The 22,854-nt window shown below is 63.1% G+C and carries 3 protein-coding genes; all 3 read right to left on the bottom strand.

The features are described 5' to 3' along the window. The coding region (locus tag ACFT1A_RS30715; RefSeq protein ID WP_378450070.1) for an amino acid adenylation domain-containing protein at window positions 1-3,655 on the bottom strand (3,655 nt) is incomplete at its 3' end. 257 nt (window positions 3,656-3,912) lie between these two features. Continuing rightward, a complete protein-coding gene (locus ACFT1A_RS30710; protein ID WP_378450069.1) occupies window positions 3,913-17,661 on the bottom strand; it encodes an amino acid adenylation domain-containing protein in 13,749 nt (4,582 codons plus the stop codon). 89 nt (window positions 17,662-17,750) lie between these two features. After that, on the bottom strand, window positions 17,751-22,854 hold a 5,104-nt coding region (locus ACFT1A_RS30705), incomplete at its 5' end, for an amino acid adenylation domain-containing protein (RefSeq protein ID WP_378450068.1).

The raw sequence follows: 22,854 nt of genomic DNA, 5'->3' as shown, positions 1-22,854 counted from the left end.
ACACAACCCGACGACCCGACGCCACGAAACCATCACGCTCCGTCGACACCACACACACCGGATCAGCCGAATCCAACACATACTCATTACGCGAAGACGGCGCATCAGGATCCAACGGCACCCACGCCCCACCCGCACGCACAATCGCATACAAACCAACCAACAAATCCACCGACCGCCGAACAGCCAACCCCACCAACGACTCCGGCCCAACACCCAAACCAATCAAATAACGCGCAAGCCTGTTAACCCTCTCATCGAACTCCCCATACGAAAGCACCACATCCCCACACACCACCGCCCGCGAACCCGAACAAACCCCCACCACAGAATCAAAACCATCCAACAACAACCCACCCACAACCGGACGAGACGTGTCATTCCACGACTCGAGCACCAAAGCACGCTCAGACGCCGTCATGACCTCGACGTCACCGACCGCTGAACCGGGATCTGCGATCATCGCACGCAGTATGCGGACAAACCGATCGGTGAAGGCGGACACGGTCGAGGCATCGAACAGATCCGTGGCGTAGAGCCAGGACAGCGCGATCCCCGCGGCATCCCCCGACTCGTTTTCCCGTGGAGCTGCGGTCAATTGCAAATCGAACTTCGCGATGTCGACGCCCGCGTCGAATCCGGAGACACGCAGTCCGGGCAATTCCAGTGCGTCGTCGGCCATGTTCTGGAAGAACAGCGCAACTTGGAACAACGGGTGGTGCGCTTGGGATCGTGCCGGGTCGAGCACTTCGACAAGCCGCTCGAATGGCACATCGGCGTTGGCAAAAGCCCCCAGATCGATGTCACGCACATGGTCGAACAAATCGGAGAAGCTTGCTCCTGGATTCACGGCCGTGCGTAACACCAGGGTGTTTACGAACATGCCGATCAGATCGTCGAGTTCGGGTTCCCCTCGTCCAGAGATTGGTGAACCGATCGCCACGTCACCGCTGCCGCTCGACCTTGCCAACAGGACCGCCAGCGCCGCATGGACGACCATGAACAGTGACACGTTGTGGTCAAGTGCGAGTTGCTCCAGGGCACTGTGCAATTCAGCGTCCACGTCCGAACGGTGGACGCCGCCTCTGGTGGAGAGAATTGAGGGTCGTGGACGGTCGGCCGGGAGTTCGATTTTCTCCGGCAGGTCTCGCAAGGTCGTCTTCCAGTACGCGAGCTGCTCGGACATCAACGATGTCGGATCGGAATCCACGCCGAGAACCTCACGCTGCCACATCGCGAAGTCTGCGTACTGCACCGGCAGCGGTGTCCACTCCGGACTCCGGCCGTCCACACGCGCAAGGTAGGCGAACGCAACGTCCCGAACCAACGGCGCTACGGAAACGCCGTCCGCTGAAATGTGGTGAACGACCATCGCCAGGACATACTCGGACGGATCCGTCTGGAAGAGCTTGACCCGCAACGGAACTGCCGAGCTGACGTCGAATCCGGCAGTAACGAGCGTCAACAGTTCGCCGAGAAGTGCCGAATCGGCCAACGGAACGGGATCGAGGTCGATGTCTGCGGTCGATTCCGGCAGAATTTGCTGATAGCCCACACCGTCGATTCCTGGGTAGACAGTACGAAGGACTTCGTGCCGAGCTAGGACGTCACCGACCGCTGAGGCGAGCGCAACCGTGTCAAGCTCACCACTCAGGCGGAGGACGATCGGAATGTTGTTGACAGCAGATTCGGAATCGAACTGGCTCAGGAACCACATCCGTTGCTGCGCCAGCGACAACGGCACATGTTCCGGACGAATCACCGGCGCAAGCTGTACTCTGACGGACCCCTCCGCCTCGGCTTCGATTCGGGCAGCCAAAGCTTCGACCGTCGATACCTCGAAGAGGGTTTTCACCTGAATGCGTGTCCCGAACGCAGCTCCGAGACGTCCAGCCAGCCTTGCTGCAACAAGTGAGTTGCCGCCGAGTTCGAAGAAGTCGTCTTCGGCACCGACCCTCTCGACTCCGAGCAGGTCGGCGAAGGCCGCTGCCACGAGTACCTGTGCAGGCGTTGATGGTTCGCGGTACGCACGCGAGATGAAGATCGGCTCGGGAAGGCTGTCGGTGTCCAACTTACCCACTGGGGTGAGAGGAATCCGGTCGATGACCATGATCGATGCAGGCACCATGTGGCGCGGAAGAACGGCCCGAGCGCTGGCGGTCAACGAGTCTGGGTCCAGGTCGACGTCGGCATTCGCCATGACATACGACACCAGCGCGGCGTCACCTGAGGAACCGGTGATCGCGACGGTGGCGACGAAGTCGACTCCGGGTTGGGCGGCAAGGACGGCATCGATCTCGCCCAGTTCGATCCGGAAGCCGCGAATCTTGACCTGTGAGTCCCCCCGCCCGAGATATTCGAGGTCACGCTCACCACCGGTCTGATCGGTGGCTCCGCCATCGCCGCCGGTGCGGATCCACCGCACGGTATCGCCGGTCCGGTAGAGCCGCTCCCCGGCGCTGCCGAACGGATTTGCGACAAAACTTGCCGCAGTAGTTGCGGACAGGCCGTTGTACCCGCGGGCAAGGTGGGTGCCCGACAGGTAGAGTTCGCCGGCGGTTCCGGTGGCGACCGGCTGAAGTCGAGAATCGAGGACGAACACGCCGACACCACGGACGGGACCACCGATCGTCACGGGACGATCGACGGTCAACTCGGCGATGTTGCTGGCGACGGTGGCTTCCGTGGGTCCGTATGCGTTGAAGAACCGTCGGCCGGGTGCCCAGGTGGACAGCAGCGCGGGTGAACACGCTTCACCGCCGACGACCACCACGGCGAGATTGTCGAACTGGTGGGCGCCGTCAAGGGAAATCGAACCCAGCGCTGCCGGGGTCACAAACGCGTGCGTGATCTTTTCCGACACCAGGAGTTCCGCGAGTTCGTCGCCGCCGAACATGTCCGGACGCGCGATCACCATCGTCGAGCCTGCACCGACGGCGAGCAGCAGTTCGAGCACGGAAGCGTCGAAACTCGGCGAAGCAAAATGCAGTGTCCGCGACGTAGAGGTGAGCGCATACCGTTCGACCTGTTCCGCACACAGGTCTGAAAGCCCGGCGTGGGTGACGACGACGCCCTTGGGCCGTCCTGTCGACCCCGAGGTGTAGATCACGTATGCCGGATGATCCACGCGAAGGGTTCGAACGCGTTCGGTATACGAGACTGGATCCGGGGAGATACCGGCCAACTCGGCCGTCAACACGTCGCCGTCCACTTCCAGCCATTGGACGCTGCGAGGACGGTCGATAGCGTACGCGGCCGTGGTCAGCCCTATCGAGGCTGCAGAATCGGTGATCATGTGTTCGACACGGTCTGCAGGATAGCTGGGATCGACCGGCACGAAAGCTGCGCCGGTCTTGGCCACCGCCCACACCGCACAGACCGACTCGACGGAGCGGGGAATCGACACCGCCACCCGGTCCTCCGGCCCGATTCCGCGGCTGATGAGCAACCGAGCCAGACGCGAGGACAGCGCGTCCACTTCGGCGTAAGTGAGGGTTTGACCCCCGAATGTGATCGCCGGTGCTGCTGGGTTGAGGTCCACTGCAGCTGCGAGTAACTGAGGCAGCAATGGCACCCGCGCGCGTCTGGTGCGTGCCGGTCGTTCGTTCCTGCCGGCGCGAGATGTCTTCCGCCGGGTCGCGTCGTCAGTACTCATACGACCGCCACCTGCGGTCGAACGGTGTGTACGGAGACCCAACGCTGCATCGAGCAACTCACCTTCGCGTCATACTTCTGAACTGTCACTACCGGTCTGTCCAGACTGGACGCCGGGGAACCCACAATTGCATCAGTGGGTTCCCCCAACACATCCAACCCCTACCGCCCATTGTTACAGCCGGTAACACCGATCCGGGTAACGGCACGATCACCTATGAATTCGGCCACTGGCACGGTCGCCGACGGAGCCCGATCTCACCACCCGAGTAGTTCGCCCGTTGTGAGGACGTACTCGAGATCGGGTAAGTCGGTTCGGTCGACGGCCGAGCGGACCTCGTCCGGAAGCACCACATGCGTCACCCAGTCGTCGGCAAGTGAGTCTTCGATTGCCTCGGCGTCACCGAGAATGACGACAGCCGCTCCGGCTGACGCCGCCAGGAGGACCGCGACCGAGTGCTCCGGCGAGCCGACCGCGCCGGCGAATGCCAACCTCGACTCGAAGTCGACGGAATACCGCTTACGCAGCTCCGCCAGAGAGTCCGACAGGTCGCCGTACGTGAGCACTCGGTCACCGTCGACGATCGCCGGATCGTCCGCCATTGTCGACCGGGCGCGATCGACGTAGCTGATCGGACGATCCGACATCGTCGCCAGCCGAGACTCGATCTCCGGTGACGTCAAGAGCAGCGTCGAGGTGTCGGAGTCATTCGACAGGGTCAGGCTTGCCGGATCCGACGGATGCGCCCCGGTAACGGCTGCGCCGGTCTTCACCACAGACCAGCGGGCGATCACGGCATCGACACCACCACCGATGGAGATCGCAGTGCCGGGACCTGCACCTTCCTCGATGAGCAGGCGAGCCAGACGCGAAGACTTCGCGTCGAGTGCCGCGTAAGCGGTCTCCTCGCCGTCTGTCACCACCGCAGGCGCGTCCGGGTCGCTTTCCACGACGGAGGCGAGCAACTGAGGCAGCAACGTCGTGCTCGCGACTGCGCTGGCTTCGCGAACGCCGCCGGCGACCTCGGACTTCTCCATGTCGGTCAGCAGATCGAGATCGCCGACCTGCCTGGTCGGATCGTCGGTGACCTGCTCGAGTACACGAACGAACCGCTGTGCGAACGACTCGACCGTGGTCTTGTCGAACAGGTCCTCGGAATACAGCCACAGGCCGGAGAGTCCGAGGCCGTCCGCTGCGGTGGTCAGGGTGAGCTGAAGGTCGAACTTCGTGGTCAGGACTCCGCTGTCGACGGCGCCTATGGTCAGGTCTGCCAATGCAAACTCGGTCTGGGCGGTCGGTTCCAGCGACAGGACGATTTGGAACAGGCCCCCCGCCCGAGGCGGCAGCGCCTCCACGATTTCCTCGTAAGGAACATCGGCTTCGCCGAACGCGGCCAGGTCGACGTCGCGCACATGCGAAACGAGATCCTCGAAGCGTGCACCGGCATCGACCGTGGTGCGAAGCGCGAGTGTGTTGACGAACATACCGACGAGATCGTCGAGGGCGCGCTCGCCCCTGCCGCCGACAGCGGTACCGATCGCGAAGTCGGAGCCTCCACCCAACCTCGAGATCAGGACCGCCAGTGCGGCGTGGATTGTCATGAACACCGTGGCGTTCTTCGCTCGGGCGATGTCGCTCAGTCGCGAGTGGACATCAGCGTCGACGGTGAACTGGACTGCCCCCGCTGCGGCGGACTGCACCACGGGACGCGGTCGGTCTGTCGGCAAGCCGACATCGGTCGGCAGATCGTCGAGCGCTGTGCGCCAGAAGTCGAGTTGGCGCGCGGCGATCGTTCCCGCGTCATCTACCGATCCCAGTACGTCGCGTTGCCACAGCGCGAAGTCTGCGTACTGCACTTGGAGTGGGCTCCACGATGGTGCACTGCCCCGGGTACGCGCTTCGTAGGCCACCATCACGTCGCGGGCCAGTGGCCCCATCGACTGCCCGTCGGCCGCGATGTGATGCGCGACGAGTACGAACACGTACTGATCTTCTCCGATCTGGAGAAGATCAGTACGTACCGGAACCTCCGATGACACATCGAATCCGGCGGTCGTCGATTCGACGACCTTCGTGTACATCTGCGCGCCGTCGTGGACCGCTGTCGGTTCCCCGAACATGGGCACGCGGTCGGCACCGACGATCCGCTGCACCGGCCCCAGCCCGTCGGACGGGTAAAGCGTTCGCAGTGACTCGTGGCGCGAAATCACGTCACGCAGAGCAAATTTCAGCGCGTCGACGTCCAACTGCCCGGCCAGACGCAGCGCCATCGGGATGTTGTACGTCGAGGCGTCGGTGTCCATCTGGTTGAGCACCCACATACGCTGCTGCGCCAGTGACAGCGGAATGCGCTCGGGGCGAACTCGGGCAACGAGCTGCTTTCGCGAACCGGTTCCGACGTGGACTTCGATCGCGCTCGCGAGTTCTTCGACCGTCCGGGTGTCGAACAGAGTCCGTACGGGGACTGTGGCGTCGAGGGATCGGCTCAGTCGTGCCGCCGCCCGGGTCGCGATCAATGAGTTACCACCGAGTTCGAAGAACTCGTCGTCGAGTCCGACCTGAGGAACCTCCAGCAATTCGGCGAATACCGTCGCCACGGCCTTCTCGGTGTCGGACACCGGCGCTCGATATTCGGCGGAAGCGAAGACGGGTGCAGGCAGCCGAGCGGAGTCGAGCTTCCCGTTCACCGTGAGGGGCAAGGCGTCCAACAACACTGTCGCGTCGGGGACCATGTAGCCGGTGAGGAAGTCGGCCGCACTTGTGCTGACCGTGCTCGCGTCGAGGTCCGAACCGGCCTCGGGCACGACGTACGCGATGAGCCGATCGCCCAGATCTGCGTCCTTGCGGACGACGGCCACGGCACGGGCGACACCACCGACTCGGAGCAGGGCCGTCTCGACCTCGCCGAGTTCGATCCGGAAACCTCGAAGCTGAACCTGCGAATCGGAACGCCCCAGGTATTCGAGCTGGCCGGCGCGGTTCCAGCGCGCCACATCGCCGCTTCGGTACATCGACTCGCCGTGCGATGCAAACGGATTCGCGACGAACCGCCCGGACGTCAATCCACTCTGCCCCAGATACCCGCGTGCCAGTTGTCCGCCGGCGACGTAGATCTCGCCGGCCGTGCCGATCGCAGCAGGCTGCAAACGGTCGTCGAGTACGTACACCCGAAGGCCGTCGAGTGGTCGACCTATCAACGACGCCGTCGCGGTCTCCGCGCTCGCACGATCGAGCGGGAGATAAGAGACGTGCACCGTGGTCTCGGTGATTCCGTACATGTTGACCAGTTGCGGCGAGTCGTCCGGATGACGGTCGTACCACCGGGTCAGCTGTGCGAGATCGAGTGCCTCGCCACCGAAGATCACGTACCGGAGCGCAAGATCCGACGCGGTACCGTCCGATCCTCCGGAAACACGGTCCGCCTCCGCAAGCTGGTAGAAAGCCGACGGAGTCTGATTGAGCACCGTGACGCCCTCGGTGGTCAGCAATTGTCTGAACTGGTCTGGCGAACGCGACGTCTCGAAGTCGACGACCACGAGTACACCGCCGTGAATGAGCGGACCCCACAGCTCCCACACCGAGAAGTCGAATGCGTAGCTGTGGAACAAAGTCCACACATCCGAGGAATCGAATGCGAATTCCGTCTGCGCGTTGGCGAACAACTCCACAACGTTCCGATGAGTGACCGCAACACCTTTGGGGCGGCCGGTAGATCCTGATGTGTAGATGACGTACGCCAGGTCTCTCGAACGCAAAGGCCGCACGCGGTCTGCGTCGGTCACGGGGCGGGAGTCTGCTGCGGCGTCCCGGGGCGAGACAGAAGGGCAGGGCAGTTCCCGCAGCGAATCCGGAGCGACGATCGCACACACCGGAGACGCGTCGGCAAGGGTATATGCGATCCGCTCATCCGGATAGCTCGGATCGATCGGCAGATACGCGGCACCAGACTTGACGACGGCGAGCAGCGCCACGACCAGATCGACCGATCGCGGCAAGAGGACCGCTACCAGGTCCTCGGATCCGACTCCCGAATCGATCAGCGTGCGGGCCAGACAGTTTGCGCGGGAATCGATGTCCCGATACGTCAATCGCTCGTCTCCGAAGACCACCGCAATCTCGTTCGGTGATCGGGTCACCTGTGCATCGAACAGTCCGGCCAGAGTGGTCGAGTCGTCGACGACCGCCCCGGGCGTGGCCCACCCGTCGAGTATCGTCCGGCGTTCGTCCTCACCGAGAATGTCGATGTCGCCGACTGCATTCGACGAATTGGCGACGACGGATGTCAGCACGGCGTTCAGTCGTGACTCGAGGCCTGCAATCGTCGATTCGTCGTAGAGATCGGTGGCGTACGTGACGGCGAAGGTGAGCCCGCCCGCCTGAGCCGGAGTCTCCCAGACCGTGAACTGCAGGTCGAACTTGGCCAACGTCGGCGCAATGTCGACACCGGAAATGCGCAGGCCCGGAATCTCTACGGATCCGTGCGCACCCTGACCGAGATTCTGGAACGAAAAGCCCACCTGGAAGAGCGGATTACGCGCCTGCGACCGTTCGGGGTCCAGTGCTTCCACCAGACGCTCGAACGGCACGTCAGCGTTCTCGAAACCGGCCAAATCGGTGTCCCGTACCTTCGACAGGAGTGCAGCGAACGACTCGCCCGGGTCGACCTCGGTCCGCAGGACCAAAGTGTTGACGAACATGCCGATCAGATCATCGAGAGCCTGTTCACCTCGTCCGGCCGCTGGTGTACCGATCACGATGTCGGCGGTGCCGGACAGCTTCGCCAGCAGGACGGCCAGCGCACTGTGCAGAACCATGAAGAGTGACACATTATGTTCTCGCGCAACATGATTCAATGATTCGTGCATGTCCGCTTCGATATCGAAGCAGTACTCGGCACCGGAGTGTGAAGCGACTCGCGGACGCGGCCGATCCGACGGCAGGGTCAGTTCGACGGGCAATCCGTCCAGTTGAGACTTCCAGTATTCCATCTGTTTAGAGATCAACGATCCCTGATCGGACTCGACACCGAGTACCCGGCGCTGCCACAGCGCGAAGTCCGCGAATTGGATCGGTAGCGGCTTCCACGTCGGAGCGATTCCCTGCGACCTCGCGGCGTACGCCGAGACGACGTCCCGGACCAGCGGCCCCATCGAAAAGCCGTCACCGCTGATGTGATGGATGGCGAACACCAGAACGTACTGCGAGTCGGCAAGATCGAACAGACGTGCCCGGACCGGCACGTCTGCGGTGACATCGAATCCGGCGAGTACGTATTCCGCCACCCGGTCGGTGACGACGGACTCGTGGATACGTACTGGCGACAGATCAGGCAGTGCATCCGCGGTGTCGAGGACTCGCTGGTATCCGATACCGTCGACTTCCGGGTATGTGGTCCTGAGAATCTCATGCCGCTCGAACAGATCACGAAGAGCTGCCTGCATGGCCTCGATGTCGAGATCCCCCGTCAACCGGATCGCGATCGGAATGTTGTCCACTCCGGACGCCGAATCGAATCGGTTCAGGAACCACATGCGCTGCTGCGCGATCGACAGCGGAACCAACTCAGGGCGCTCCTGTGGTTCGAGCGGCGGACGGCCGCCCCGCCCCACGAGCACGTCGATTCGCGCCGCGAGCGACTCCACTGTCGATGCATCGAACAGGATGCGGACCGGCACAGTGGTGTCGAGTGCATGCCCGAGTCGAGCGACGATCTGCGTCGCGATCAGTGAATTACCGCCTAGCGCAAAGAAGTCGTCGTCCAAGCCGACCTGCCCGATACCGAGGAGGTCGGCGAAAATCCGCGCAACTTCGACCTCGACCACAGATTCGGGTTCCCGGAAAACCGCGATCTCGACCTCAGGATCGCGCAGTTGCTTCCGGTCGAGTTTTCCCGAGGCGTTGAGCGGCAGTTCGTCCAGAACAACATGCGCCGTGGGCACCATGTATGACGGAAGATGTTTCCCCAGTATCGATTCCAGTTCCAGCCAATCGATCAGAGACTCACCCGCCGCCGTCAGGTACGCGACCAGTTGATCGCTCCGGACGGCAACCACCACCGAACCGACCGACGGATGATCACGCAGGATCGACTCGATCTCCCCCAGCTCGATGCGTAGTCCGCGTAGCTTGACCTGAAAGTCGGTACGTCCGATGTATACCAACTCACCCGACGCATTCCATCGCACCAGGTCTCCGGTCCGATACAGGCGTGATCCGGCAGGTCCGAACGGATCGGCGACAAACCGGTCCGCGGTGAGGTCCGGCCGAGCCACGTACCCCCGGGCCAACTGCACTCCCGCGAGGTAGAGCTCGCCCGCGACCCCGACGGGCACCGGATGCAGTCGTGAGTCGAGTACCAGAACGCGTGTGTTCCAGACCGGCGCGCCGATCGGCATGGTGGTGGTGTCGGCGTCCGTCACCTCGTGGAAGGTGACGTCGACCGCGGCCTCCGTCGGTCCGTACAGATTGTGCAGCTCAGTTCCGGGAAGAACCGTCCGGAACTGCGCGGCCACCTGCGGGGCGAGCGCCTCACCCGAGGCGAAGACTCGGGTAAGGGTAGAAGACCTCGTGACGACCGTATCCGCGAGGAACACTTCCAACATCGACGGCACGAAGTGAATGGTGGTCACTTGTTCGGACGCGATCAGCGCGGCCAGATAGGCCGGATCTCGGTGGCCGTCGACGGCAGCGATCGCCAGTCGAGCTCCGACTTGCAACGGCCAGAAGAACTCCCACACGGAGACATCGAAGGTAAAAGGAGTCTTCTGGAGGACCACGTCGTCGCCAAGGAGGCTGTACTCGGCCTGCATCCAGATCAGCCGGTTGACGATCGCGCGGTGTGACACCCCAACGCCCTTCGGTTTGCCCGTCGACCCGGAGGTGAAGATCACGTACGCCGTGTTCTCCCCTCGCAGCGGGCCGAGGCGGTCCGCGTCGGTGACCGGTGCGTCGGAACAACCGGACAGGTCTACGGTATCGATCCTGACTACCAGCACTCCCTCAGCGTCGAATCCATCTCTCTCTGTAGTCAACACACAGATCGGAGCTGCAGTCGACACGACGTATTCGTTGCGCTCGACGGGCTGATCGGGGTCGATGGGCAGATAGCCGCCGCCGGCCTTGACTACCGCGTACATCGCCACCAGCAAATCGAAGCTTCTGCGAATGGCCAAGCCGACCAGGGCATCCGGGCCGACGCCTTCCGACACGAGTTTGCGGGCGAGTTGATTGACCCGCCGGTCGAATTCGAGATACGTGAGCTGATTCCCATCGAAGGTCAGCGCGATCGAGTGGGGAGAGCGGACGACCTGTTCATCGAACAGATCCACCAGCGTCACATCGCGAACATCGTGACCGGTGCTGTTCCAGCGCTCGACGACCAGCCCCAGATCGGAGTCGCCGACGACGTCGACGTCCCCGACCGGCCCAGCGGGGGCAGCCGCGACCGCCGAGAGAGTCGCGGTCAGATACTGGACGAAGGACGCCACCGTCTTACGGTCGAACAGATCCGTTGCGTAAGTGAAGAGTCCACGGAGTTCACCGTCATGCTCGGTGATCGTCAATTGCAGATCGAATTTCGCCACGGACGCATCGACGTCGAGGGCCGATACCGTGACGCCGTCGATGTCGGCCGATTCGTCGCTGCCCTGGGCGACGTTCTGGAACGTGAGCATGACCTGGAACAGCGGATTGCGTGACTGCGATCGTTCCGGGTTGATGATTTCGACGAGGCGCTCGAACGGCACGTCGGCATGCGCGAACGCTTGCAGGTCCGACTCACGCGTGCTGCGAAGCAATTCCGTGAACGACAGCGACAGATCGACGTTCGTCCGCAACACGAGCGTGTTGACGAACATTCCGATCACATCGTCGAGTTCCTGCTCACCACGCCCCGCGACCGGAGTACCGATCACGATGTCGGAGGTGCCGGACAGGCGCGCCAGCATCACGGCGAATGCACTGTGCACGACCATGAAACGCGAAGCCTGATGCTCACGTGCAATTCGGTCGAGGGATGCGACGACGCCCTGCTCGATGGCAAATTGGTACTCTGCACCACCGTTCGTTGCTACGGCTGGACGTGGCCGATCGGTCGGCAGGTCCAGCTGATCCGGGATTCCCGCGAGCCGGCTCTTCCAGTAGTTGACCTGGCCCGAGATGATCGAGTGCGGATCGTCCTCGCTGCCGAGCACCTCACGCTGCCACAGGGTGTAGTCGACGAACTGGACAGCCAGCGGCGACCAGGACGGCGCACGCCCGTGCGATCGCGCCGCATACGCTGTCACCACGTCACGTACCAACGGCACCATCGAGAAACCGTCTCCGCTGATGTGATGGACGACGAAGACAAGCACGTACTCATCGTCGGCAAGTTGGAAGAGCGCGGTACGCAGAGGGATCTCGACCGTGACGTCGAATCCGGGCTGGATCAGCTCCCGCACACGGAGTTCCACAGCCTCAGCCGGAACTCGAACCGGTGACAGATCGAGATCGACTGCCGCCGAACCGAGAACCTGCTGGTAACCGACGCCGTCGATCTCGGGATAGATCGTGCGTAGGCTTTCGTGACGGTCGATCAGGTCCCGCACGGCCCCCGCCAGAGCCGCCGTGTTCAACGGACCGGTCAACCGCACGGCGACCGGAATGTTGTCGACCCCGGATTCCGGCTCGAACCGGTTGAGGAACCACATTCGCTGCTGCGCCAATGACAGCGGGACTCGCTCGGGACGCTCCTGCGGGACGAGAGGCATCCGTCCCGCGTCGCCGGTGTGAGTGCTCAGTCGTGCGGCCAGGGCCTCGACCGTCGACACGTCGAACAGCAGTCGTACCGGCACTACGGTGTCCAAGGACTGACCGAGCCGTGAGACAACTCGCGTGGCAATCAACGAGTTGCCGCCGAGTTCGAAGAAGTCGTCGTCGAGACCGACCTGAGCTACACCCAGAACATCCGAAAAGATCTGGGCCACATTTTCTTCGACCACAGTGGTCGGAGCGCGGTATGACAGTGTCGCGAACGTCGGCTCGGGCAGGGCCCGCCGATCGACCTTTCCGTTGGCGTTCAACGGAACCGTCTCGATCGCCACAAACGCGGACGGCACCATGTAGTCAGGCAGACGCGCCGCGACGGTCGAACGTATCGCCGCGATGTCGACGTCGGCCCCGTGTGCTGGTACCAGATAAGCCACCAGGCGATCTCCGACCAGGCTGTCCTTGTGTACCACCACGACAGCAGCCGATACCGAATCGAGTGCCACCAGGGCCCCTTCGATCTCGCCGAGTTCGATTCGGAGTCCACGGATTTTGACCTGGAAGTCGGTGCGGCCCAGATAGTCCAGCTCTCCCGAACCGTTCCACCGGACCTGGTCTCCGGTACGGTACAGCCGCGAGCCTGCCGACCCGAACGGATTCGCCACGAACCTCTCGGCAGTAAGGTCGAAGCGTCCACCGTATCCGCGACTGACTCCCACACCTCCCACGTAAAGCTCACCGACCACTCCGGCCGGGACCAGCTGCAGGCGCGAATCCAGCACGTAGAGTTCGATATTCGGAATTGGAATCCCGATGGGGACTCCGTTGACGTCTCCCGGTGCCGCCTCCTGGAAGGACACTACGTCGGAGGCCTCAGTGGGCCCGTAACTGTTGACGACGCGCACACCGGCCGCCATCAGATCTTTGAGCCGACCAACCTGAATGGGCTCACCACCGAGGAACACGACGTCGAGCGATTCGAGGACGCCGTCCACGTCGGCATCGACCAGTGCATCAAATGCACTCGGCGACATGTTCGCGACCTGGACGTCGTCGTCGGAGACGGCGCGAAGGATCTCGGCGGGGTCGAACCCCGCTGCAGCGACGTGAACACTGCCACCGCTGGTAAGCGGTCCCCACACATTCTTCTGCGTGAGATCGAAACTCGGTGACGACGCAACGACCACACCAGCGGCGTCCGGAAGTTCGGATCGGTACCAGGCCGTCGTATTCTCGATGCCCGCCATCGGTACGACCGTGGGCTTGGGCCGACCCGTCGAACCAGAGGTCGAGATGACGTATCCCACACGCTCACCTGCGCCCCGCTCACGCCAATGGTCCACCCATTCCGGAACGGAATCGCCGGATTCCGCCCCATCCGTGCTCTCGACCCGCAGCACCGGGAGCGCCGTCTGGACGCCGCCGGACGCGATCACCACGCGGGCACTGGTGTCTTCGAGCAGTGTATTCACGCGCTCGGTCGGCAACGTGGGATCGATCGGTGTGTAACCGGCGCCGGTCTTCCACACCGCGAGCATTGCCACCACCCACTGCCACGACCTGGGCAGCACCAGCGCAACCACGTCGTCCGCTCCCACACCCGCAGCGAGCAAGTCCTGAGAGAGCACCGACGACCGCGCATCGAGTTCCCCGTAGGTGAGGGTCCGATCATCGGCCACGACGGCAACCGTCGACCGGTCGCGACTGACATGCCGGGCAAAGAGTGCAAGTGGCGATCTGTCGCCGATCGACACACGCTGCCCCACCGACCAGCCGAGCACGCGGGCTGCCTCGCCGGCGCCGAACAGATCGATCTCGCCGACGAGAACGGCCGGATCGGCAGCGACCGCACCGAGCAATACGGACAGCCTGGAACCGAACGTCTCGATGGTCGAGGCATCGAAAAGGTCACGCGCATAATCGATGACGACTGACAGCCCGCCGACCTCGATGTCTTCCCACACCGTGAACTGAAGGTCGAACTTGGCGACTGCGGACTCGAGCTCGAAACCGCTTACCTCGAGGCCGCCGAGCGTTGCACCACTTTGTGTTTTCTGGCCGAGGTTCTGGAACGCGAGCATCACCTGGAACAGCGGATTGTGTGCCTGCGAGCGTGCCGGGTCGAGCACCTCTACCAGGCGCTCGAACGGGACGTCAGCGTTACCGAATGCATCGAGGTCTGCAATCCGTGCCTGGTTCACCAGCTCGTCGAATGTACTTGCCGGATTGATCTCGGTACGCAGCACCAGGGTGTTGACGAACATGCCGATGACATCGTCGAGTGCGCGATCGCCACGACCCGCCACCGGGGTGCCGATCGCGATGTCAGTGGTTCCGGACAAACGCGCCAACAGCACGGCGATTGCGCTGTGCAATACCATGAACACCGTGGCCTTGTTCGCCTGCGCAATCGACTCGAGGCGCGCGAGTACGTCCGCACCGATAGTCATCGTGTGCGACGCTCCGCGATAACTCGCGACGGGCGGGCGGGCTCGATCCATCGGCAGGTCGAGCCGCTCAGGGAGCCCGTCGAGCTGCTGTGTCCAGTAATCGATCTGGCGCGATATCACCGATTTCGCGTCGTGCTCGCTGCCGAGAACTTTTCGCTGCCAGATCGAGAAGTCTGCATATTGCACGTCCAGCGGCGTGAATTCGGGTGGCCTGCCAGCCGCCCGACTCGCGTAAGCGGTCACGACGTCGCGCACCAAGGGGCCCATCGAGAAGCCGTCACCACTGATGTGGTGGACGACGAATACAAGGACGTATTCCGACGTGGCCACCTGGAAGAGCTTGACCCGCAACGGCACCTGTGAGGTGACGTCGAATCCCCCGGTGATCTCCGTGATGACACGCTCGGTGATCTCGGATTCGGCCACAGCGACCGGCGACAGATCGAGCTCCACGTCGGAGACGGTCAAGATCTGCTGGTAGCCGACGCCGTCGACCTCCGGGTACACAGTACGCAGGCTCTCGTGCCGCTCGACGAGATCATCGATCGCCGAACGGAGCGCAGCGGCATCGAGCATTCCGGTCAGCCGGAGAACGACTGGGATGTGATCGACTGCCGAGGTCGAGTCGAAGCGGTTGAGGAACCACATACGCTGCTGCGCAAGCGAAAGTGGGATCCGGTCGGGACGTTCCTGTGCAACGAGAGGAGCCTTCGTACCGCGGCCAGCAGAATCGCCTACGAGAGAAGCTAATTCGGATACCGTCGGAGCATCGAAGAAAGCTCGCATATCGAGTTCCACGCCGAGTTCGGCGTTCGCGCGCGCCACCACTCGCGTCGCGAGCAGTGAATTGCCCCCGAGGTCGAAGAATCCGTCGTCGACGCCGAGGTCGTCCCGGCCGAGCAGATCGGCAAAGATCGCAACCAACGTCTTCTCGACCGGCGTACTCGCCGCCCGGTATTCGACAACCTGCGCCGTGAACTCGGGCGCCGGCAGCGCCTTGCGGTCCAGCTTGCCACTGGCATTGAGCGGAAACGCCTCGAGTTCGACAAACAGCGACGGCACCATGTAGTCCGGTAGGCGTCCACCCAATTCACCTGCAAGAGCGTCGGTGTCGAGCACAACTCCTGACGCGGGAACCACGTATGCCACCAGATTGTCGCCCAGAGCCGCATCGGAGTGGACGAGAACCGCCGCTTGTGCGATTGCATCGTTGTCGAGTAGCGCTGATTCGATTTCGCCGAGTTCGATGCGCAGTCCACGCAGCTTCACCTGGAAGTCGGTGCGGCCGAGGTACTCGAGCAGGCGGTCGGCGCCGGCACCGCGCCATCGGACCAGATCGCCCGTTCGGTACATGCGCTCGCCGTCGGATGTGGAATGCGCGACGAACCGATCCGCCGTCAGATCGGGGCGGGAGACATATCCTCTGGCCAGCTGGACCCCCGCGAGGTAAAGCTCGCCGGGGACGCCGGGAGGTACTGGACGCAGTGCGTCGTCGAGGACGAGTAGCTCTGTTTCGGCGACAGCACGGCCGATCGGAATGGAGACCTCGTCCTGCGGTCCGGTTGCGTAGTACGTGACGTCGACGGCTGCCTCGGTCGGTCCGTACAGATTGTGCAGTTCCGCGGTGCTGACGTCGCGCAGCCGCGCGGCGGTCTGGGCGGGAAGCGCTTCACCCGAGGCGAAAACGTAACGTAGCGAGGTGATCTCGGAAGCGCGCGGTTCAGCGACGAAGACCGCGAGCATCGAGGGGACAAAATGTACAACGGTGACGCCGTACTCGATCATCGTCGCTGCGACGTAGGCCGGATCACGATGCCCGTCCGGCTCCGCGATCACGAGGCAAGCGCCGACCTGCAACGGCCAGAAGAACTCCCACACCGACACGTCGAACGTAAACGGCGTCTTCTGCAGGATGACGTCTTCGTCGGTGAAGGGATATTCGCTCTGCCTCCATCGGAGGTTGGCGACGATTGCCTCGTGTGACACACCGACGCCCTTGGGCCTGCCGGTCGAACCCGATGTGAAGATCACGTACGCAAGATTGTCGGTGCGCAGCGGTGACAGCCGGTCACCGTCGGCAAGCGGCGCGCCTGAGTGCGCCGAGACATCGATGTCATCGATCCGCAGTACATCGACGTTTTCGGGAATGCCGACCGCGTCCGCTGACGTCGTGAGCACGAGGACGGGCGCGGCGACGTCGATCACATACGCCAGACGCTCAGCGGGATGGTCGGGATCGAGTGGTACGTACGCACCACCGGCCTTGACGATCGCGTACATCGCAACCAGCAGTTCGACGGACCGACGGATACCCAGGCCGACGAGTGTGTCCGGTCCGACGCCACGGGCGACGAGCTCGCGGGCGAGCTGATTGACCCGGCGATCGAATTCCGCGTAGGTCGACGCCGTGGAGCCGAAACGAAGGGCGACGGCATCGGGGGTACGGGCGACCTGCTCCTCGAACAGACTTACGAGAGTCGACTCGACGACCGACGGAGCCTCGAAAGCAACGACGGAAGTCGCGTCGGCGATGAGCGCACCGACGACGGATTCGAGGCCACCCTCTCGTGTGGCGAGCAACTCCGGCAGCAGCGTGGAGATCACGACCGGTACGAGTGCGTCCGGGCCGAGCGCACCACCCATCGCGGAGTCGAGTGTGGTCAGTTCCGAGTGCAACCGTTCGTAGGTGACCTCGACGTCTGCATGAACAAGCGCTGTCCGGTCGGGCTCCGCCTCGGCTACTGCAGCGATCAATCTCGGCAGGTCCTCGATCGTCAGCGACTGTGGTCCCGGCATACCGACGGACATCAACACTTCCTCCAACTGACGACAGCACGGCGCAGATCCAACGCACGACTGGTCGTACAGATCAACGCCCATGGGGCAAATACTGCATATTACCCGTCCGTACCGGAACCCTTCCCCAGCGTGGCCTGCGCGTCAGTTATCAAAGACTCGACGAGCGAGGTAATACCGTCGGCGCCCAGTGCCGGAAGAATGCCCGGAACCAGACCGTTCAGCGAAACCGAGACCAACGCGTCGGCAGTGAGCGCCGCACCCATCGTCTGCTTCATCACAGCCAGTTTTTCGGCAAGCTGTGTGAAGGTCACCACGGTGTCGCCGTGTGTGAAGGCAACCGCCGTCGGATCTGCTGCGGCGGCCGCTGCTGCGAGGTCCGGAAGGTCCGCGGCCGTTTTCGGCTCGGCTGCCTCGATCAGCGCGCGTTCGAAGTCCGTCACGATGTCGATGGTCCGCAGAACCACCGTCGGATCTGCGGCAACGGCGTCGACCACGGCCCGCAACCTGGCTGCGAACAGTTCCATGGTTGCGGCGTCGTACAGATCGGTTGCATAGGTGAATCGCATCCGGATATCGGACAGCGCTCCGTGCTCGTCGAACTCCTCGATACCGGTGAGCTGCAGGTCGAACATCGCCGAGTCGAATCCGTCGTCCACCGCCGACAGTTCGAGCCCTGGCAGCGCAAACGTGCCAAGTGCCATGTTCTGGAACGTGAGCATCACCTGGAACAGCGGTGAGTATGCCTGTGAGCGCTCACGGCCGACCTGCTCGACCAGACGCTCGAAGGGCACGTCTGCGTTTCCGAACGCCGCGAGGTCCTTCTCCTTCACCTGCTGCAGCAGGTCCACAAACGTGGTTGCCGGTTTCACCTGCGTGCGCAACACCAGCGTGTTGACGAACATACCGACCAGGTCGTCGAGGACTCGCTCGCCGCGGCCCGCCACCGGTGTACCGATCGCGATGTCGTTCGAGCCGCTGAGCTTGGACAGCAGCACCGAGAACGCGGCATGCACGACCATGAACACGGTCGAGTTCTGCTCGCGCGCGATTTCCGCGATTCGACGCGTGGAGTCGGCGCCGAGAGTGAACAGGAAGTCCGCACCCTTCATCGACTGCGTCGGCGGACGAGGACGGTCCGTCGGCAGTTCCAGAAGTTCGGGAACGCCGGCGAGTTCCTGCGTCCAGTAGGCAAGCTGCGTCGACAGTTCACTGTCCGGATCGCCCTCGGAACCCAGAACGTCGCGCTGCCATAACGTGTAATCCGCGTACTGGACTTCGAGCGGAGCCCATTCGGGTGCCGCTCCCCCGGTACGCGCCGTGTACGCGACCATCGTGTCTCGGATCATCGGCGCCATCGAGAACGCGTCGCCGCTGATGTGGTGGACCACCACGATCAGGACATGCTCGGTGGGCGTGATCTGGAACAGGCGAACGCGCAGCGGAACACCGGCAGTGACGTCGAAGCCCTGACCGACGACCTTCGCGACCTCGGCCCCAATCGTGTCTTCGCCGACATACAGCACGGCCATGTCGACAACGGCTGCCGACTTCGACTGAATCGACTGCGTCGGGCCGTCCCCGAGATCGGGATAGAACGTCCGCAGGATCTCGTGGCGAGCAACAAGGTCGGAGACGGCCGACTGCAATGCTGCGACGTCGAGATCGCCGGACATCCGGATCGCGACCGGGATGTTGTACGCGGCAGACCTGCGGTCGATCTGGTTGAGAACCCACATCCGCTGCTGAGCGAGCGACAACGGAATCTGCGACGGCCGTTCCTGCGCCACCAACTGTGCCCGCGAACCTGAACCGGCATGTTCGAGCACCCGCGACGCCAGCAGTCCGACAGTCGACGCTTCGAAGATGATCCGCACCGGAATCTGGGCGTCAAGTGCCTGACCCAACCTGGCCACGACCTGTGTGGCGATCAGCGAGTTTCCGCCGAGATCGAAGAAGTCGTCGTCCAACCCGACTCGTGGAACGCCCAGGACTTCGGCAAACACCGAGGCCACGATCTCTTCGACCGGATTGCTCGGGGCACGGAACTCCGTTGCCTCGAATTCGGGTTCCGGCAGCGCCTTTCGATCGATCTTGCCGTTGATGTTGAGCGGCAATTCGCTCAGCACCATCAACGCCGACGGCACCATGTAACTCGGCAACTCGCGGACGAGTTCCGCCTTCACGCTGTCGACGTCGACGGTGGCCCCAGCCTGCGGAACGAGGTACCCGACCAGTCGATCCCCCAGTCGCGGATCGGTTTTCGCGACGACAACCGCTGCGTCCACGGACTCAGCAGCTCTGATAACAGCTTCGATCTCACCGAGTTCGATGCGGTAGCCGCGGATCTTCACCTGGAAGTCGGCACGATCGACGTACTCGAGTTCACCGCCACTGCGCCAGACAACGAGGTCGCCGGTGCGGTACAGACGTGTGCCCGGTTCTCCGAAGATGTTGGCGACAAAGCGTTCCGACGTCAGGTCGGCCCGCCCGTGATAACCACGAGCCAGCTGGGTTCCGGCAAGATACAACTCACCGGTCACTCCGACCGGAACGGGATGCAGTCGCTCGTCGAGCACGTAGACCTGCGTATTCCATTCCGGGGCACCGATCGAGACCGACGAGGTGTCGCTCTCGTCCACGTCGTGCGCCGTGACCGACACCGCAGCCTCGGTCGGGCCGTACAGATTGACCAGTGCCGCGTCGGACACCTTGCGGAACTCTGCCGCCGTTGCCGCGGGCAAGGCCTCCCCGATGGCAAGGACACGCTCGAGAGACTGCGGAAGAGTGCCGTCTGCTGCGGCCGTCAGCATCGAGAGCATGGACGGCACCGCGTGCAGCGTCGTCACCTTCTCCTGAGCGATGAGCGCCAGCATGTACTCGGCGTCCTTGTGGCCGTCCGGGTCGGCGATGACCAGGCGGGACCCGGATGTCAACGCGGACCAGAACTCCCAGACCGAGAGGTCGAACGTCGCTGCAGTCTTGAGCAACATTGCGTCGGTCTGGTCGAGACCGTAGCGATCACGCTTCCACAGAAGCTGATTGACGATCGCGGCGTGGGACAGCGCCACACCCTTCGGCTTGCCGGTCGATCCCGACGTGAAGATCACGTACGCGGTATTCGCCGAACGAAGCGGTGCGATCCGCTCGTCGCCGCGCACCGGCGCTCCGGAGACGCGCGACAGATCGAGGGTGTCGATGAGAAGAACATTGTCGATCCCCGCGAGCGACGGTGCGTCGTTCTCGTTGCTGAGCACGCAGACTGGCGCGGCCATCTCGAGGACGTACCCGGTGCGATCGGCCGGATGATCCGGATCGATCGGAACATAACCGCCGCCTGCCTTGGCAACGGCGTACATGCCGATCACCAGGTCGATGGAGCGTCGCATTCCCAATGCCACCAACGACTCCGGACCGACACCCAGTTCGATCAAGTGACGAGCGAGCCGGTTGACCTTGTCGTCGAACTCCACATACGTCAGCGATTCGAGCCCGTGCACCAACGCGACGGAATCACCGTGAGCGGCAACCTGCTGATCGAACAGATCGACCAGTGTCGCCTCGGCGTCGAGTACCTGCTCCGTTGCATTCCATTCCTGCAGAACCTGATTCGACTCACGCGAATCGAGCACGTCGATGTCGCCGACCACGATCGACGGATCGGCAACCACCGCCGCCAGAACGGTGTTGAACCGATCAGCGAAGGACTGGACTGTCGACTCGTCGAAAAGGTCGTGTGCGTAGCTGAATACGGCCGAGATGCCGGAGGCAACACCACGCTCGTCGTAGTTGTCACCGACGATCAACTGCAGATCGAACTGAGCGACACCGTTGTCGATCTCGAGGCCCTTGACGGTGAGGCCAGGCAGTTCCAGGCTTGCCTGTTCCATGTTCTGGAAAAGGAAGCCCACCTGGTAGAGCGGGTGCCGAGCAGTCGAACGTGCGGGGTTGAGAACTTCGACCAGTCGCTCGAACGGAACGTCGGCATGCGCAAAGGCCTGCAGGTCGTTCTCGCGCACGCGGGCAAGTAGTTCCGTGAAACTGTCGGAACCGTCGACGTGTGTCCGGAATACCAGGGTATTGACGAACATGCCGATCAGATCGTCGAGCGCACGCTCACCGCGGCCAGCGATCGGGGTGCCAACGGCGATGTCGTCGGTGCCGGAAAGGCGCGCCAACAGAATCGCAAACGCCGCGTGCGTGACCATGAACAGGGTGGTCCCGTGCTCACGGGCCAGCGCCGACAGGCCCTGATGCACTGCTGCGTCGATCTCGAACTGAAGGTAGCCACCGCGGTACGACTGCGCGGCGGGACGCAGACGGTCCGTCGGCAGGTCCAGCTGATCCGGCAGCCCGGCCAAAGCTTGGCTCCAGTAGGCGATCTGCTCGGACGACACGGATTCCGGGTCTTCCTCGCTACCCAGCACCTCGCGCTGCCACAGGCTGTAATCGGCGTACTGCACGTCCAGCGGGGCCCAACCCGGCGCCGTTCCCTGCGCCCGTGCCGCGTAGGCCATGACGAGATCGCGGGCGAACGGAGTAGTCGAGGAGCCGTCCGCGGCAATGTGGTGCACCACGACGGCGAGGACGTACTCGTTCTCGGCTACCTGGAACAACCGAATCCGCAGCGGGATTTCGGCCGTCACGTCGAACCTCGTCGACGCCAATTCGACCAGCTTGCCGACAATCTCGGCTTCCGTGACACTCTCGACGTTCAATTCCACCGGCGTATGTCCTACCGGTTCGATGACCTGGACCGGTCCCGAATCGGTTTCCGGATACACAGTGCGCAGGGTTTCGTGACGGGCAACGACGTCGCCGATCGCCGCACGCATCGCGCCCAGATCGAGTTCACCGCTCAGCCGCAGTGCAAACGGCATGTTGTAGGCGCCTGCCGAGCCGTCGAAGCGGTTGAGGAACCACATACGCTGCTGCGCAAGAGAAAGCGGAATCTCTTCCGGTCGATCCTGAGCTGTCAGCGCAAGGCGGCTTCCTTCACCGACGTGTGATTCGAGACGTGCGGCAAGTTCCTGGACGGTAGACGCTTCGAACAGAAGGCGGACCGGTACGGCCGTCTCGAGTTCTTCGGCGATGCGCATGACAACCCGAGTCGCGATGAGGGAGTTGCCACCCAACTCGAAGAAATCATCATCCAACCCCACCCGATCAACACCCAACACACCCACAAACGCCGACGCCACCACC

Source organism: Rhodococcus sp. NPDC057135 (assembly GCF_042670865.1).
Classification (GTDB): Bacteria; Actinomycetota; Actinomycetes; order Mycobacteriales; family Mycobacteriaceae; genus Rhodococcus_F.
This window is presented reverse-complemented; position numbering and strand designations above follow the sequence as displayed.

What these genes read in the sequence shown, in the direction of transcription:
- ACFT1A_RS30710 (WP_378450069.1), bottom strand. Translation starts at nt 17,661, where the DNA reads ATGTCCGTCGGTATGCCGGGACCACAGTCGCTGACGATCGAGGACCTG.